Annotated in this window: 16 protein-coding genes and 3 pseudogenes; 7 read left to right on the forward strand and 12 right to left on the reverse strand. The window is 33.9% G+C overall.

Translation table 11 applies throughout. The features are described 5' to 3' along the window. Positions 1 to 174: 174 nt before the first annotated feature. Positions 175 to 2,961 (reverse strand): excinuclease ABC subunit UvrA, encoded by a 2,787-nt coding sequence (gene uvrA, locus FNW17_RS10395; RefSeq protein ID WP_144071601.1) that lies wholly within the window; start codon positions 2,959 to 2,961, stop codon positions 175 to 177. Between the two features lie 336 nt (positions 2,962 to 3,297). Here uvrA and FNW17_RS10400 point away from each other — a divergent pair, with 336 nt between their 5' ends. Further along, positions 3,298 to 3,882 (forward strand): RNA polymerase sigma factor, encoded by a 585-nt coding sequence (locus FNW17_RS10400; protein WP_143390555.1) that lies wholly within the window; start codon positions 3,298 to 3,300, stop codon positions 3,880 to 3,882. Positions 3,883 to 4,094: 212 nt separating this feature from the next. Here the strand turns inward: FNW17_RS10400 and FNW17_RS10405 are convergent, their stop codons facing one another. After that, positions 4,095 to 4,754 carry an endonuclease III domain-containing protein gene (locus tag FNW17_RS10405; protein WP_144071602.1) on the reverse strand — a complete coding sequence of 220 codons (660 nt, stop codon included), beginning with the start codon at positions 4,752 to 4,754 and terminating at the stop codon, positions 4,095 to 4,097. Between the two features lie 274 nt (positions 4,755 to 5,028). Between FNW17_RS10405 and bcp the strand changes: the two genes are divergently transcribed. The 3 genes and pseudogenes from bcp to FNW17_RS16825 form a co-directional block, all read left to right on the forward strand. Then, complete coding sequence (gene bcp, locus FNW17_RS10410) at positions 5,029 to 5,481, forward strand: thioredoxin-dependent thiol peroxidase (protein WP_144071603.1); 453 nt, start codon at positions 5,029 to 5,031, stop codon at positions 5,479 to 5,481. Positions 5,482 to 5,825: 344 nt separating this feature from the next. Next, positions 5,826 to 5,912 (forward strand): hypothetical protein, encoded by an 87-nt coding sequence (locus FNW17_RS16535; protein ID WP_235893269.1) that lies wholly within the window; start codon positions 5,826 to 5,828, stop codon positions 5,910 to 5,912. Continuing rightward, positions 5,875 to 6,009, forward strand: a pseudogene (locus FNW17_RS16825) (IS91 family transposase); the annotation flags it as partial. The gene FNW17_RS16535 and the pseudogene FNW17_RS16825, both read left to right, overlap by 38 nt. Before the next feature lie 250 nt (positions 6,010 to 6,259). Here the strand turns inward: FNW17_RS16825 and FNW17_RS10420 are convergent. After that, positions 6,260 to 7,024, reverse strand: a complete 765-nt coding sequence (locus FNW17_RS10420) for a hypothetical protein (protein WP_144071604.1) — start codon at positions 7,022 to 7,024, stop codon at positions 6,260 to 6,262. 83 nt (positions 7,025 to 7,107) lie between these two features. Further along, a complete protein-coding gene (locus tag FNW17_RS10425) occupies positions 7,108 to 8,232 on the reverse strand; it encodes a helix-turn-helix domain-containing protein (protein WP_144071605.1) in 1,125 nt (374 codons plus the stop codon). Between the two features lie 323 nt (positions 8,233 to 8,555). On the opposite strand from FNW17_RS10425, the gene FNW17_RS16540 reads away from it, so the two are divergent. Beyond that, complete coding sequence (locus FNW17_RS16540) at positions 8,556 to 8,642, forward strand: hypothetical protein (protein ID WP_235893270.1); 87 nt, start codon at positions 8,556 to 8,558, stop codon at positions 8,640 to 8,642. Continuing rightward, positions 8,605 to 8,739 (forward strand): annotated as a pseudogene (locus FNW17_RS16830) (IS91 family transposase); the annotation flags it as partial. The gene FNW17_RS16540 and the pseudogene FNW17_RS16830, both read left to right, overlap by 38 nt. A 227-nt stretch (positions 8,740 to 8,966) precedes the next feature. Here FNW17_RS16830 and FNW17_RS10435 read toward each other — a convergent pair. Continuing rightward, positions 8,967 to 10,181 carry a C45 family autoproteolytic acyltransferase/hydolase gene (locus FNW17_RS10435; RefSeq protein ID WP_144071606.1) on the reverse strand — a complete coding sequence of 405 codons (1,215 nt, stop codon included), beginning with the start codon at positions 10,179 to 10,181 and terminating at the stop codon, positions 8,967 to 8,969. Between the two features lie 380 nt (positions 10,182 to 10,561). Here FNW17_RS10435 and FNW17_RS16835 point away from each other — a divergent pair. Further along, positions 10,562 to 10,696: pseudogene (locus FNW17_RS16835) on the forward strand (IS91 family transposase); the annotation flags it as partial. Positions 10,697 to 10,916: 220 nt separating this feature from the next. Here the strand turns inward: FNW17_RS16835 and FNW17_RS16665 are convergent. From FNW17_RS16665 to asnB, 7 genes are all read right to left on the reverse strand, one after another. Further along, positions 10,917 to 11,051, reverse strand: a complete 135-nt coding sequence (locus FNW17_RS16665; RefSeq protein WP_262710852.1) for a hypothetical protein — start codon at positions 11,049 to 11,051, stop codon at positions 10,917 to 10,919. Between the two features lie 35 nt (positions 11,052 to 11,086). Beyond that, positions 11,087 to 11,296 (reverse strand): hypothetical protein, encoded by a 210-nt coding sequence (locus FNW17_RS10445; protein WP_144071607.1) that lies wholly within the window; start codon positions 11,294 to 11,296, stop codon positions 11,087 to 11,089. Between the two features lie 257 nt (positions 11,297 to 11,553). Further along, positions 11,554 to 12,105, reverse strand: a complete 552-nt coding sequence (locus FNW17_RS10450) for an RNA polymerase sigma factor (protein WP_143390548.1) — start codon at positions 12,103 to 12,105, stop codon at positions 11,554 to 11,556. Next, a complete protein-coding gene (locus tag FNW17_RS10455) occupies positions 12,096 to 13,202 on the reverse strand; it encodes a glycosyltransferase (RefSeq protein ID WP_144071608.1) in 1,107 nt (368 codons plus the stop codon). The genes FNW17_RS10450 and FNW17_RS10455 overlap by 10 nt, the downstream gene beginning before the upstream one ends. Before the next feature lie 252 nt (positions 13,203 to 13,454). Next, on the reverse strand, positions 13,455 to 14,468 hold the full coding sequence (gene murB, locus FNW17_RS10460; RefSeq protein WP_144071609.1) for a UDP-N-acetylmuramate dehydrogenase: 1,014 nt from the start codon (positions 14,466 to 14,468) through the stop codon (positions 13,455 to 13,457). Next, complete coding sequence (locus FNW17_RS10465) at positions 14,452 to 15,168, reverse strand: hypothetical protein (protein WP_143390545.1); 717 nt, start codon at positions 15,166 to 15,168, stop codon at positions 14,452 to 14,454. Before FNW17_RS10465 ends, murB begins: the two co-directional genes overlap by 17 nt. A 47-nt stretch (positions 15,169 to 15,215) precedes the next feature. Then, entirely contained in the window at positions 15,216 to 17,063 is a 1,848-nt protein-coding gene (gene asnB, locus FNW17_RS10470) for an asparagine synthase (glutamine-hydrolyzing) (protein WP_144071610.1), read from the reverse strand. Positions 17,064 to 17,065: the final 2 nt, after the last annotated feature.

A 17,065-nucleotide genomic window follows, 5' to 3' on the forward strand; every position in this document is an offset into this window, starting at 1 on the left:
AACACTTTTAGATTCCATCGGCAGTAATAGAATCGGAGGTCTTGTTCAACTTACAAAGTTGAAAAAAATACTACTTAATATTTTACATAATTACGCTTATTTATTGTAAAATTCAATGTTGTAACTGTGTTTTTCTTACTTTAAATGAATTGCAAAAAAAAAGACTTCAAATTCTTATAATTTCTCTTTTAAATATTTTGCTGTAACCGATTTTTTCATTTTTACGATATCTTCAGGAGTTCCTTCGGCGAGTAATTGGCCACCATTTTCGCCACCTTCGGGACCTAAATCGATAATCCAGTCGGCACATTTTATTAAATCCAAATTATGTTCAATCACCAATATCGAATGTCCTTTGTCAATCAGTGCCTCAAACGAAGCCAAGAGTTTTTTGATGTCGTGAAAATGCAATCCGGTTGTAGGTTCGTCAAAGACAAAAAGTGCTTTTTCTTTGGTAGCTCCTTTAACCAGGAACGAAGCCAGTTTGATACGTTGGGCTTCGCCGCCAGAAAGGGTAGAAGAAGATTGTCCCAATTGTACATAACCCAAACCAACATCTTGTAGCGGTTGCAATTTTTGGATGATTTTAGTCTGTTTGTTGGCGGTAAAAAAAGCAATAGAATCATCAACAGTCATCGTCAGAATATCGTGAATGTTCTTTCCGTCGAATGTGACTTCCAAAACTTCTTTTTTGAATCGTTTGCCGTTGCAGGTTTCACAATGCAATTGTACATCGGCCATAAAAACCATTTCGACATTGATTGTTCCTTCGCCTTTGCAGGTTTCGCAACGACCACCATCTACGTTAAACGAAAAATGTTTGGCTTGATATCCTCGAATTTTCGACAGCTTTTCTTTGGCAAACAATTCCCGAATATCATCATAGGCTTTGATATAAGTCACAGGATTCGAACGCGAACTTCTTCCAATCGGGTTTTGATCGACGTATTCGATATGCTGAATTTTGTGGTAATAGCCACGCATTTCGGTAAATTGTCCCGCTTTTTCGCCTACGCCATCCAACTTTTTCTGCATCGCGGGAAATAGGATTTTTTTGACCAAAGTACTTTTTCCGCTTCCTGAAACTCCGGTAATCACAGTCAAACATTCCAAAGGAAATTTGACGTCTATATTTTGTAAATTATTTTCTCTTGCGCCTAAAATTTCAATGTAATTGCTCCATTTTCGTCTAATTCGAGGTGTTTTTATTTCTAATTCTCCGTTGAGGTATTTTGCTGTTAAAGAAGTTGATTTCAAGATTTCGTCGAAAGTGCCTTGAGCGACCAATTCGCCACCAAAAGTTCCTGCTTCGGGACCAATATCTATAATCATATCGGCAGCTTTCATAATGTCTTCGTCGTGTTCGACCACGATAACGGTGTTTCCTAAATCACGCAAAGATTGCAAAACTTTGATTAAACGTTCGGTGTCTTTTGGGTGCAAACCAATACTTGGCTCATCTAAAATATACATCGAACCAACCAAACTACTTCCTAATGAAGTCGCCAAATTGATACGCTGTGATTCGCCGCCGGAAAGGGTTGCCGAGTTTCTATTTAAAGTCAAATAATCCAAACCAACTTCGGTCAAAAACGACAAGCGGTTGTTGATTTCCAATAATAATCGTTTGGCAATTTGTTTTTCATAAACATCCAAATCGATTTTTTCGAAAAAAGTGACCAAGTGTTTAATCGGTAAATCAACCAAATCTGAAACGGTTTTGGAATTGATTTTTACATAAGAAGCTTCAATTCGCAAGCGTTTTCCTTTGCAGGAATGACATTTGGTTTTTCCACGATAACGCGAAAGCATCACTCGATTTTGGATTTTATAATTTTTTTCTTCTAGTTCTTTGAAGAAGGCATTCAATCCTTGAAAATAGCTATTTCCTGTCCAAATTAAATCTTTTTGTGCATCGGAAAGTTCGAAAAAAGGTTTGTGGATAGGAAAATCAAACTTGTAAGCGTTGTTTACCAATTCGTCCCGAAACCAGCCCATACTTTCGCCACGCCAAGGATAAATGGCATTTTCAAAAACAGACAAAGAAGTATTTGGGATAACCAATTCTTCGTCAATCCCAATAATATTTCCGTAGCCTTCGCAAACCGGACAAGCACCATACGGATTGTTGAAACTGAACAAATGAACATTGGGTTCCAGAAAAGTAATGCCGTCCAATTCAAAATTATTACTGTACGAAAAACGTTTGTGTGTGTTTAATTCCTGTAAATGACAAATTCCTTTTCCTTCATAAAAAGCAGTTTGCACCGCATCGGCAAGGCGGTTGTAAAATTCCTCTTCGTCTTTTACAACAATTCTATCAATGATAAGTAAAATGTCTTTATTGTCTAAAATATGACCATCAATTTCATCTAGACGAACGGTTTCATTATTGACCAATATTCTCGAAAATCCCTGATTGAGCAAGGCTTTCAATTTGTCTTCCAAAGCTCGACCGTGTTCCAAATGAATAGGAGCGAGGAGCAACCATTTGCTGTCAATTCCTATGTTTTTCACGTCGGTAATGACATCCGAAACGGTATTTTTTTTAACTTCTTGTCCAGAAATGGGTGAAAAAGTTCGACCAACTCTGGCGAATAATAATTTGATATAATCGTAAATTTCGGTCGAAGTCCCAACGGTAGAGCGGGCATTGGTCGTATTGACTTTTTGCTCGATGGCAATGGCAGGTGCAATTCCTTTGATGTATTCTACCTTTGGTTTGTCTAATCTTCCAAGAAACTGTCTTGCATAAGAAGACAAACTTTCTACATAACGGCGTTGTCCTTCGGCATACAAAGTGTCGAAAGCTAAACTTGATTTTCCAGAGCCCGAAAGCCCGGTTATTACCACTAATTTGTTTCTAGGAATCGACACATCCACATTTTTTAGGTTGTGAACTTGTGCTCCTTTAATGATTATATTTTTCTTTGGATCTAATGTAGAAAGGTCAATTGACATACAAAAATGGAATTTTCACAAAAGTAATCATTTTTAAAATGAGAATTGGTATGGAAATAATCTCAAATTTTAAATTCTGAGGTTGTTTTTTAAAATTGAAATTGGATTAAAATTTCTGATTTTGGGGTTAATAAAACGGTTTTATCGATGAAAAAGTATGCGGTTGTTGAATTGATTTTTCTGTTTTCTGTTAATTTTATTATTTTTACTTGTGTTTTAATATAATTATTAGTTAAATTTGACCAATATTTATAACCACAAAAAACATTAGCCTATTTTATAGAATTACTTTTTAGAGAAAATTGCTCCAATTTTATTAAACTAAAATGTATTACTATGGCTGATATTCAACTTCCAGACGCTTTATTGGTAAAGAAATACGTTGATGGCGATGAAAATGCCTTGACCGTATTAATCAATAGACATCAATCCAAAATTTTTGGTTTTATTTATTCAAAAATATCTGATAGAGATATTTCGAATGATATTTTTCAAGACACATTTATTAAAGTTATTCGAACTTTAAAGTCAAAATCCTACAACGAAGAAGGTAAATTCCTACCTTGGGTAATGCGAATTGCTCACAATCTAATAATTGACCATTTTCGCAGAAACAAAAAAATGCCAATGTTCAGAGAAACAGAGGAATTTTCCATTTTTTCGATTATGTCTGATAATTCGCTTACCATAGAAAACAAGATAATTCAAGACCAAGTAGAAATTGACTTGCGAAAACTAATCGAGGAACTTCCAGCTGATCAAAAAGAAGTTTTGATTATGCGTATGTATCAAGATATGAGTTTCAAGGAAATCTCAGAATTGACAGGTGTTAGCATCAATACTGCTTTGGGAAGAATGCGTTACGCTTTGATGAATATGAGAAAAGTTATTGACAAACATCAAATAATTTTAACGAATTAATACTAAATTGTAAATTCTTGCGTTGTAATATTAAACAAATACTTTATTACAATATGGCAAAAATTTACTCTAAAAAATCATTAGTTACCAATTCAATGAAACCCAAAAAAGAGACTATTTCTTTTTTATTAAATTACTCAAAAGCGCTAAGCGTTCTAAATGTAAATAATAAATGTTTCGAAATTATAGCTAATTAATCAAACGTCCCGAAATTATCGGGACGTTTTTTTGTGGTATTCTGATAAAACTGATTTTTTTCCAACAGTTCGGGTAATGATATCTTTCTCTAAATCCCAACCTCTTGCTGGTGAATATTCCCGTCCGTACCAAATCATTTGAAGGTGTAAATCATTCCAAATTTCCTCTGGAAAAAGCCGTTTTGCATCTTTTTCAGTTTGCACGACATTTTTTCCGTTGGATAAATTCCATCGGTACATCAATCGATGAATGTGTGTATCCACTGGAAAAGCAGGAACGCCAAAGGCTTGCGACATTACCACACTAGCTGTTTTGTGACCTACAGCTGGTAATTCTTCTAAATATTCAAAACTTTGTGGCACTTCGCCACCGTGTTTATCAATCAAAATATGTGATAAACCGTGAATTCCTTTAGATTTCATTGGCGACAAGCCACAAGGACGAATGATTTCCTTGATTTCCTCAACACTCATTTTTATCATATCATACGGATTGTCAGCCTTCGCAAAAAGCAAAGGAGTGATTTGGTTCACCCGAACATCCGTGCATTGTGCCGAAAGCAAAACCGCTATCAACAGCGTGTAAGGATCCTTATGATTCAAAGGAATTGGAATCTCTGGATACAATTCTTTTAACGTATTTATAACAAATGTTACACGTTCTTGTTTGGTCATTTTTTGTTAAATTTGAATTGTAAAATTACTATAATTTTTATAATGTGCCTAATCCAGCTTTCCGTTTCAACTCCTCATTTTTGCAGCTTTTTTTCTAAGCAATAGCAAGAGCTTCCTTTGGTCGCTTTGCTATTTCAAGAAAAAATTAGCCACAAAAACTCCGGGGTTTCCACTGCAATCTGGGGCAAAAAGAACAATATCAATAACGATGGCAATATCAAATTCAACAACAATTTAAAACTTCTAACCTCTAACTTCTAATCTCTAACTTCAAATGACAACATTAAAAAAAGGCGACAAAGCTCCCAGTTTTTCAGGAATTGACCAAGACGGCCACGCTCACAAATTAGCCGATTATAAAGGAAAAAAATTAGTGGTTTTCTTTTATCCAAAAGCAAACACACCAGGTTGTACCGCCGAAGCTTGTGACTTGAGAGACAATTTCGAACGTTTTCAAGCCAATAATTATGCGCTTCTGGGAGTGAGTGCCGATGCTGCCAAAGCTCAAGCCAAGTTCAAAGAAAAATATGATTTTCCGTTTCCCTTATTGGCAGACGAAGATAAATCAGTTATTGAAGCTTTTGGAGTTTGGGGTCCCAAAAAGTTTATGGGACGTGAATACGATGGCATCCACAGAACCACCTTTGTCATTGACGAAAATGGAAACTTGGAAGACGTGATTTTAGATGTAAAAACGAAAGCTCATGCTGCACAGATTTTGAAGTAACACTAGTTCATAGGATATAAAAACACCAAGAAAATGTATTTTTCTTGGTGTTTTTGTTGTTTGTTCGTCAGATTGTGAAAAAACCTCTACAATCCTCCCAACAAATATACTAAAATACTTGTAAGAAAAATAAAGATTTTGTACATTTATAGGGGCAACACATCCAAGGAATATCTCACAATCAACTTTAGCTTAGCAGTCTAGAAGAAACCATCAGCCAAGACAATCCGGTTCGATTTATCGATGGATTTGTCAACAGTATCGATTTAGAAAAAATAGGATTTACTCCAAGAGTAGTAAAAGCTGAAGGTCGTCCGAGTTTTGATACCAAAGTTTTTCTAAAAATCTATCTATATGGCTATTTAAACGGCATTTGCAGTTCTCGAAAACTAGAAAAAGAAGCCTTTTTTACCCAAATTTCCGTGTTGTAAAATAGGTAATTTACACCGGATAGTGGTTTTTGATCACCGCGGTCCGCCAGCTTGGTATCTTGGCGATAGCCAAAGTTCCAATTTCTGTAAAAGCTAATTTAAGGGTAAGTTATTTTATGCCCAAAAGTGAAGGAAAACACCTAAAAACCAAGTTGACATTACTCCAAAAAAAAGAGGGCACTAAATCCTCTTACTATTCTCTCTCAAAACTTTAGGATAACTCCATAGTGTTGACGGCAGGTACTCCGGTTTCGTTCAACACGGGTTTCATTGTTCGTGCAGCGCACGCAACGAAACCCTAGCTGTTATCGGACGGTTATTTTTTTTTTAGTTCTAAATATCAATGATTATCTACTTAATAATGTTTTTAAATATATAGTGAAAATTAATGAGACTATTAACACTGAAACTCGAATTACATTTTTTATTATTATGTTTTGAAATTGCAATGAAGGAAAGATTGTGTCAGATGAATACAAAAATTGTTTTAGTTTTTTGTAATCAGATAAAATTAGAAATAAAAGTCCAAAAGTTAATATAACCGACTGTAACAAAGCTCCCAAATTCATTTTGTAAAATATATTTATCAATGTTAAATTAAGCATTAGTGAAAATAGTGTTAGTGAACCTACTAATACGGTTTTTCTATACAGAAGTAAAATTGATCCAAAAATTTGTATACTTGCGATTATTACACCAAACGTGTCTGAGTAACCAAAGTAAAACCAAGTTAGCCATTCTCCAGATTGCTGATTCATTGGAAGTATTGCAATTTCTGATGGAACTAAAAACTGAAGGCCAAATATTTTTTTCCATCCAAAACTTATCAAATTAATTGCAATCACAAATCTAACTAACGAATAAAGCAACCCAAATGTCTTATTGCTATCAATTTTTTGTTTATTTTCAAGTTTTTGCCAAATAATTGGAAATACTAACGATGTTAATAGTATTAATGCTACTAGTGGAAAAACTACTACTGGCGGAAACCAAATAATATTTCCACCATTACCGATTACTAAAATAAGCGCAGAAATTGTTAAACCAGAAATTAACGTGGTAACAATTTTTCTTGCAAATAAATTCTTTTTGTCAAAAACTAAATTTGTCATAAATCTTACATTTTAAATTATTAAAGTGCAAAATTGGAAATTTAAAAATTAGTAATGTTCCAAAGTGTAATTTGGAACATAATTTATTTAATATTTTGATTATTTAATTTTAAAAAATCCGTTGGCGAAATTCCAGCAATTTTTTTGAACGTCGTATTAAAAGTTGTCTTTGAATTAAATCCAGATTGATATGCAATTCCTACAATATTTAAATTTAAGTATTCGTCTGAAAGCAGTAATTTTTTTGCTTCGATGATTCTAAATTTATTTACATAATTATTGAAGTTTTGCTTATGTAATTCATTTATTACAAAAGAAATTTCATTTGGCGTTGTATCTAATTTATTTGCTAATTTAACTAAATTCAAATCATTTTCGAGATAAAATTTTTCGGTTTCCATTAGTATAATCAATTTATTATTCAAAACTGAGGTTTGCTCTTCTGATAACCTTTTTTGTCTATTTGGCTCGTTACTAGAAGTTACAATTTCATCCAATTTTTTAATTTCGTTTTCACCGTATTTGTAAACTTTATTTTGCCGCAATGCGAAATAGCCAACAAAAAAAATACTAAATAAGTATAGTAATGGTGTGTATGTTTTCAATAATGTTATATCAAAAAATATTAAGTTAAACCATATTACAATGATCAATAAGATTATAAGCAAAAAATAATTTAACCACTTAAGATTGATTTTTTCTGTTGATGATTCTACTTTACCAATATTCTCCGTATGTAATCGTAGGCGTAGAAAAGAAAGTGTCCAATAGAGAATTGCTTGTATTGGAAGAAGAAGTTGCAGAATTAAAAAAACAATTTTTTCAATTATTGGTTCAAATTCTAAATTTTTTCCAGTTAAAAAGTATGGTATTCTAAAAATTAAAATAATTAAAAAAGGCAGAAAAGAGTAGAGATGTAAACGATTAAATCTTTGTTCAAGCGAAGTAAAGCAAAAAATTGATATATACAGCAAAGGTGCAACCAAATATCTACTGATACCAATTAATTCAAAATAATACGGAAAGTGTACGTTAAAATTTTCGTAAACCAACGAAATTTCTAATATTGATAAACTTAAAAAAAATATAAATATACTAAGCCATCTATTTGCGTTTTTATTAATGTTTAAAGGATGATTATATAATAGAAAGCTTAAAAAGAAACCGCTACCAGCCGTTAAACTTGTTAGAATATTTATTTTCTCCATTTATGATATTTTATGTTCGGAATATGTGATTAACTGTCCGCTAACGTCAGATTGTGAAAAAACCTCTACAATCCTCCCAACAAATATACTAAAATACTTGTAAGAAAAATAAAGATTTTGTACATTTATAGGGGCAACACATCCAAGGAATATCTCACAATCAACTTTAGCTTAGCAGTCTAGAAGAAACCATCAGCCAAGACAATCCGGTTCGATTTATCGATGGATTTGTCAACAGTATCGATTTAGAAAAAATAGGATTTACTCCAAGAGTAGTAAAAGCTGAAGGTCGTCCGAGTTTTGATACCAAAGTTTTTCTAAAAATCTATCTATATGGCTATTTAAACGGCATTTGCAGTTCTCGAAAACTAGAAAAAGAAGCCTTTTTTACCCAAATTCCCGTGTTGTAAAATAGGTAATTTACACCGGATAGTGGTTTTTGATCACCGCGGTCCGCGAGCTTGGTATCTTGGCGATAGCCTAAGTTCCAATTTCTGTAAAAGCTAATTTAAGGGTAAGTTATTTTATGCCCAAAAGTGAAGGAAAACACCTAAAAACCAAGTTGACATTACTCCAAAAAAAAAGAGGACACTAAATCCTCTTACTATTCTCTCTCAAAACTTTAGGATAACTCCATAGTGTTGACGGCAGGCACTCCGGTTCCGTTCAACCAGAGTTTCATTGTTCGTGCTGCGCAAGCGACGAAACTCAAACTGTTGTACGCTGCTTTTTCTCTATTTGTTCGATGTGAATTTGTGTAAAACATATTCTGACTGGTCTGGCGAACCATTTGTTAGCTGCACGGTCGGATTTTTTCCTAAAGTATAAATAACAGAGCAAAAAGTGAACAGGTCTTTGTCACTTTGATAAGCGATACAAACAGGATATTTTTCACTGTCTTTGGAACTCAATGTTTCTTTTATCGTGTTGTCTGAAAAATCTTTATTGCTGATGTCAAGCCTATTTTTTATTGCTGTAAAACGAGTAACACTACCATAGCCATCAGTTTCTCCGGATAATATTTTTCTATTAAATTCTTTATACCAAGGCTTTATATCATCATTACTCATGGTGTGATTGGTATGATAAACAACCGACGGATTATTTGCAAGGGGTATAAAACGAACCACTTTATTTGCGGAAGCTTCAAAGTCATACACATTGTCGCCAGCGCCAATGATATAATTTTGTCCAGAGGCATGCTTCACTTTTTGTAAAAAATCTAGGGCACTTTTCTTGTCCTTTTTTAATAGTATTCCTCTAACCACGCAGGCAACTGGTAAACCGTCTGTACTTGCATTCAATTCCATTAGCGTATTAACAGTCACTCCAATTCCATTTGAATTCATCCCATTCATACCCACACAGCCTGCTGAGCTTAAGACATACTGCTCTGGCTCATTTTTGTAGGCTTTAATGTGCAGTAAAACCTGGCTTCCATTCATAAAAGACTCGGCATCTAAATTTTGAGCAATGTAAGTGGGGTTTGAACCCTTAGCGGCAACACCTAAGCCACTGCAATGGTTTGCTTCCTTGTTTTCGATTTTATCAAGATAAACCCAAAATTCGTCGGCCATTTGAAAGCAATAAACATCTTTAAAAGTTTGACCAGAACTTTCAGCAATTCCCTTTATTTCATCATATATTTCTGGTGTCCATTTTTTGATAGCGGGTTCAAAATTGGTACTATGGAAAAAATTGTCAATTAGGGTGTCGGCATTTTGCTTTGTGTTAGTTTCAATGTCTTTTTTCCACTTTTTGAATAGCTCAGCAATTTCAGTTTTCATTAATTTGCCGTGTTGTAAGCCTCGTTGATAACCGTTTCCTTGTAATTCAATAACAGGTACATTTTTGGGAGTGCCGATTTTGACTGCGGGTTGTTGTGAATATGAATTACACCATACTGTTAGCAGGAAAGCGGCAAAAAAATATCTTTTTAAATGTTTCATAATAGTTTTTATTTTATTTAAAGTTTAAGGTCGTTCGTAAAGTAGCATACAACGTCAGATTGTGAAAAAATTTCTACAATCCTTACAACAAATATACTAAAATACTTGTAAGAAAAATAAAGATTTTGTGTATTTAGTGATGCAACACATCCAAGGAATATCTCGCAATCAACTTTAGCTTAGCAGTCTAGAAGACACCATCAGCCAGGACAATCCGGTTCGATTTATCGATGCATTTGTTAACAGTATAGATTTAAAAAAAACAGGATTTACTCCAAGAGTAGTAAAAGCTGAAGGTCGTCTGAGTATTTATACCAAAGTTTTTCTAAAAATCTATCTATATGACTATTTAAAGGGCATTCGCAGTTCTCGAAGAATAGAAAAAGAAGCCTTTCTTACCCAAATGCACGTGTTATAAAACAGGTAATTTGCACCGGATAGCGGTTTTTGATCAGCGCGGTTCGCCAGCTTGGTATCTTGGCGATAGCCAAAGTTCCAATTTCTGTAAAAGCTAATTTAAGGGTAAGTTATTTTATGCCCAAAAGTGAAAGAAAACACTACAAAACGACTTTGGAATCACTCCAAAAAAAAAGAGGTTCGCTTACCTCTTGTATCTCTCTCTTAAATCTTTACGATAAGTGCATAGTGTTGACGGCAGGTACTCCGGTTCCGTTCAACAGGAGTTTCATTGTTCGTGCTGCGCACGCAACGAATCTCCAGCTGTTGGCGGCTGTTTTATTTTATTTTAATAAGTTTTGCACCATAAATAGTCATCGCATCTTCATATTTTTCATATACTTTTCTCGTGCGAAAATAAATTGTATCAAAAAGTTTATAAGTTTCTCCGTCCATTTCCACTTCTAATTCCAAACCATTATCTTTTATTATATATAGTTTACCGAATTTTAGTTTTGCTCTTCTATTTTGTCTTTTCTCTTTGGCCCATTACTAAGTTTTTTTTTATATAACTTGTCTTTTATTTTAATTACGCAATTTTCTGAAGTATATTGAGCTTCATATTCCATTCTGTATTTGCCTTCAAGTTTTATCTCTTGAGGTTTCTTCTGGGCGTTTACAAATGTTGAAAACAGTAATATAAAAAGCAGATGTTTCATTTTTATAGGGGTTTTAAAATTGCTGGTAACTTATATATATGTATGACAAAACCATACAAAGCCACCAAATTTTGGTAGATATGTATGACCTGCATCATATTTATTTTTCATATCAAATATATAAATAATAATTTTATTACAAATCATCAAATGGACTTTTGATGTAGAATTTATTTACGGCAAAATTGCGGTGTTTGTTTTGTTTTTTCACCGCAAAGGAGCAAGATGTTTTTTTGCGTAAGCTTGCCCAAAAAAAACTACCGCTTATCCTGAATAATTTCGGCCAATAATTTCTTGGCGCGAAGTAGTTTTATTTTGACGTTGCTTAGGGGTTCGTCAATTTTGTTAGCAATTTCCTGATAACTCATTTCCTGAAAATAACGCAGCTGTATTACTTCCTGATAATGTGGTTTGAGTTCTTTGATGAATTGCAGTAACTGCGAAAGATTTTGCTCGGTAATCAATTCATCTTCCGCCGATGGAGTAGTGTCGGCAATGTTGTAAGCTTGCTGGTCTTCGTCATCGGTGATTTCGATAAAAAGACTCGTTTTCTTTTTGCGTAATAAATCAATGTGGACATTTTTGGCAATAGCAATCAGCCAAGTATTGAACTGAAATTCAGGATTGTAAAGCGCAATTTTATCAAAAGCTTTAGAGAAAGTTTCAATGGTAATATCTTCGGCGTTGGTTTCGTTTTCGGTGCGTTTGAGCATAAAACCATAGACCTCATTCCAGTAATAATCCAATAGAAAAGTGAAGGCTACTTGATCGCCCTTTTTCGCTTTTTCTATCTGTAGATTTATTTCCAATGTACTGGTTTTGAAAAAAGATTGGTAATGAAGATATTCAATTGTGTGAAGATAAGAACTATTTCAATAATTGGAAACCAATACATCACATCTTTTTCTTTTAATTTTCCTGCCGAAAATCCTAAGGTGATCCAAGTGAATAAATAACGGAACCCTACCAAGCTTAAAACGATAATCCATTGGTACTGGAACGCCAATAAAACCAAGGATAAAATCAAAAATAACAACTGCGAAACATAAAAAAGTCCTAATTGAATTTTGTCAAAAGGTTTGTACAATTGTGCAGTAGAAACGTGCCTTCTTTTTTGTGTAAACCAATCTTTGAATTTTATTTTTGGCTCAGAAAAAGTGAAACTGTCTGGTGAATAGCAAATCGCTGTATTTTTTTTTGTTGCTACTTGGTTGATGAATAAATCATCATCTCCTGAACGAACCTGAATGTGACTAATAAAACCGTTTACATTGAAAAACTCGTCTTTTTTATAGGCCAAATTGCGACCAATTCCCATATATGGTTTTCCTATTTTTGCCCAAGAAAAGTATTGAACTGCGGTTAATAGTGTTTCAAAACGAATGATTTTGTTCAAGAAAGAATTGGCCACTTTTTCATACCCTCCGTACCCCAAAACGATTGTTTTTTGCATCGTAAATTGCGAACTCATAGTGGTAATCCAATCTTTTGAAGCAGGATAACAATCGGCATCCGTGAAAAGCAAATAGTCTTTTTTAGAAGCTTTTATGCCTAGGGTCAGCGCATATTTTTTGTTTCCCCAAAAGGCTTCGTTGTTTTTTACTTTTACCAATCTCACATTGGAATATTGTTTTTCGAATTCTTCAAAAATATCCAAAGTATTGTCACTCGAAGCATCATCAATCAAGATGATTTCATAATCGGGATACTCCTGTTCGGCAAGTAATGGTATATATTTCGCCACATTTTCGCCCTCATTTTTGGCGCAAACAATAACAGAAATAGAGATTCTTTTTGGATTTGATTTCTGAAGTTTGGCGAAAGCAAATTTTCCAAAAACAATCAGATAATAAGCAAGTTGAACGGCAATAACAACAATAAATAAGTATAAAGTAATGAGTAACATATAGGCTTGGCTTCTTTTAGAATGGGTACAAAGGTAATTATCAATTATCAATAAACCATCGATACACGGCAATTAGTTTCCGGATTATTTATTCAAAAGGTTATAAAGGTATTTGTGTAAGAGACAAAACATTTAAACCATTAAGAAAATTAAGATTTGCAGTGTTCTTAACCTCCTTAATTTCCTTAATAGTTTAAAAAAAATGTTCAAAACATTTACAGTAGAACTATTCAAAAATCTAAAATTTTGACCTTAAATTACGTTCACTTCAGCTTCTATATGAATTCCGAAAGTCTTATAAATTGTGTTTTGAATAGTTTTTGAAAGATCCAGAATTTCCTGCCCCGTTGCGTTACCATAATTTACTAATACTAAGGCTTGGTTCTTGTGAATTCCTGCATCACCAAAACGTTTTCCCTTGAAACCAGCTTGCTCTATGAGCCAACCCGCGGGAACTTTGACTTCGGTTTCAGAAATTTCATAGTATTTCATTTCTGGAAATTGCTGATGAATTTTCTCGAAATCAGATTTTAAAAGGATTGGGTTTTTAAAGAAACTGCCGCTATTTCCCAATTCTTTTGGGTCGGGTAATTTGCTTTGTCGAATGGCAATCACAGCATTGCTCACTTCTTTTAAAGTTGGATTTGTGATGTTGTTATTGGACAATTCACCACTAATGTCACCATACGAAATGTTGATTTTATGGTTGCGTTTCGTCAGTTTGAAAACCACCGAAGTAATAATGTATTGGTCTTTTGCTTCGTTTTTGAAAACACTTTCTCTGTAATCAAAATGACATTCTGCTTTGGTAAAGGTTCTCATTTCTAGATTTTCGATTGTCATTGCTTCGCAAGAATCGAAAGTGTCTTTGATTTCTGTGCCATAAGCACCAATGTTTTGTACTGGAGTCGTGCCCACATTCCCCGGAATTAAGGACATATTTTCCAATCCACCCAAGTTTTGATCGATGGTCCAAAGCACAAATTTGTGCCAGTTTTCGCCGGCTTGACTTTGGACCCAAACAAAATCGTCGTTTTTCTTGATGATTTTTTTGCCTTTCAAATCAACGTGAATCACCAATGCGTCAAGGTCTTGGGTCAAAAGCATATTGCTTCCTCCACCCAAAACAAACTTTTTTTTGGATTTGTTTTGTTCTAAAATGGTTCTTAATTCTGTGGTATTGTGAACAGCAACGAATTGTTTTGCTTTGGCTTCAATGCCAAAAGTATTGTAATTTTTTAAAGAAAAATTAGTTTGTATTTCCATAAAGGGAATGCGTTTTTGTTTGTTTATACAATAGTTCAATCAAATTTGATTTGCTCCCATTGTATAAATCAAAAAAGTCATCAATATTGTTTGAAATTTTTTTAACTTTTTCTAAATGTTCGTGATTTAGTCGATACACTTTTTCATTTTTATCAACAGCTATGTAATTTCCATTTTCCATATTCAAAATCGTATAGTAGAAATTATCATTACATTCAATTTCTATAGCATCTTCTATTTCTAATTGATTTAATTTGTCTTTTGATACGTTTTTCAGAATATCCCGAGCAATTTTTGTGTCTAGATTTTCAAAAGAAATTGGTTTTGTTTTAAGTTCACCAATTTGCATTTTAGTGTAATCATAGGTTTTGTGAAATTTTTCAGGTTTTTCTATTTCAATAAGCGACAGTAAGTTATCTCTAAAAAATAAAGTTATATCTTCATATTCTTTACGTTTTTTATTGAATACTTTCAGTCCATACAAATCGAAATTGTTTTTTTGCGATCGAAGAATTTCCTCATTAAAAGCACGTGACAAACATATTCCGCTAGGTTTTTTAGAAAATTGTATAGAATAAATTTTTGATGATAATTCTAACGCTTCCCTAATTTCTGGGAAATCAATCTTTAAAATTTCTGCAACATGGTGTTCAAAAATTTCAATTTGACTTTTTGTGGGTTTAAAATTGAATACACTCATTCGATTTTTTGTTAAATTAGGCAAACTTGGGTTAACAAAAATACGAATTAAAATTTATTAGTGTATGTTTTTTGCCAAATATACATCATAAATAGAGGCATAATGTAAGGAATCATCTTGGTTTCCCCTTTTTGTAAATTTTGTACGAGCTTTTTGACGTCAATATTTTCGAAATACGGCATCTTGAACAAATCACTTTTCGAAAAGGATTCCAGTTCTTCGATGAATCCGGGACTTTTGATTAAGTAATCTCCCCAAGGAACGCTCAATCCTACTTTTTTGAAATTCAGAATTTCTTCAGGCAAACGAGATGCCATCGCCGATTTCAAAATAAATTTCCATTTCTTGCCCGTAAAAAGCCATTTGTCTTCTAATGAACCTAATCCCGCAATGAGTCTTTGGTCTAAAAATGGTTCCCTACATTCGATAGAAGCTCCCATTGTGCAACGGTCATTTCGGTCGAGTAGCGAGCATAAATAAGTGTGCTGGTCGAAAAAAAGTGCTTGTCTTCTCAGATTATTGGGATACAATGATTTTGCGTCTGCTAAAATTTGATTTCTGTACTCATTTTTCGGAGGATTAGTAATCCCAAAAGTCATAGCAATGTCATTAGGATAAATATTGCAACTGTTATAAAGTACTAAATCATCCGGCTTATTTATTTGCGAATACCGAGCCAGTTTTTCGTATCGAGGTCTGGTTGTGAAATAATCCATATGACCAATTGTTGCAATTGTACTGAGCAATGAAGGGTATTTTAATGCTTTGTATCGCACGTAACCGCCCATCAATTCATCGGCACCTTCGCCGGAAAGCAACACTTTTACCGATGGTTTTGCCATTTGCGAAAGCGCCAAAATATGTGGTTCGCTCAAGTGCATAATAGGTTCGTCTTGAAAATAAGTGGAACTGACTAGCTTTTCGAAAAGAGCATTGTCTTCTAATTGCATCGTGTGAAATCCATAACCAAATTTATCCGACATCATTTTGGCCAAGTGTGATTCATTATGCTCTTTTTCTTTAAAACCAATGTTGAATGTTTGTATATCCTTGAAATTTTGGTGGTTTAGCGAAGCCAAAATCGAGGAGGAATCAAGTCCGCCACTCAATAAAACGCCCACAGGAACATCGCTCACCATTCGTAGTTTTATAGAATCGTCAAAAGTTTCTCGAAACCATTCTACTGGATTTTGTATTTTGGGTTGATTTTGGATTTCAGCTTTCAAATCCCACCATTTTTCATTGGTTGTTTTTCCGCTTTCGTGAATTGTCAAAATGTGTCCGGGAAGAATTTTTTTAATATTCTCATACAACGTATTTTCTCCAGCTACAAACCGGTTGAAAATATATTCTTCCATTCCGTCTTTCGCTATTTTTAGTGGAACTCCAGCTGTAAAAAGCGCTTTTTGTTCAGAAGCAAAATAGAAGGTTTCGTTGTAAAATGAATAATACAAAGGTTTCACACCCATTCTGTCACGAACAGCTATTAGTTTTCGTTCTTTTTTATCCCAAATCACAAAGGCAAACATTCCGTTGAGGCGATTTAGCATTTTCAAACCATGAAGTTGGAATAACTGTATTAAAACTTCCGTATCGGAACTGGTTTTGGGGTCAAATCCGTTGTTTTTCAGTTCGGGATAAAAGTCTTTGAAATTGTATATTTCGCCATTATAAACCATCACGTAACGACCGTCATCCGAAAAAAACGGTTGGTGTCCAGCCGCAGAAACATCTAAAATAGAAAGTCTTCGGTGGCCTAAACCAATATTTTTTTCGATAAATAACCCTTTGTCGTCGGGTCCGCGATGTTCGAGTGAATCACGCATTTTTTTCAAAAGGTGCTCGTCTATCTTTTTTTGTGTTTGCAAATGCAATATTCCATTAATTCCACACATAA

The organism is Flavobacterium franklandianum, assembly GCF_007097365.1.
Taxonomy (GTDB): Bacteria; Bacteroidota; Bacteroidia; order Flavobacteriales; family Flavobacteriaceae; genus Flavobacterium; species Flavobacterium franklandianum.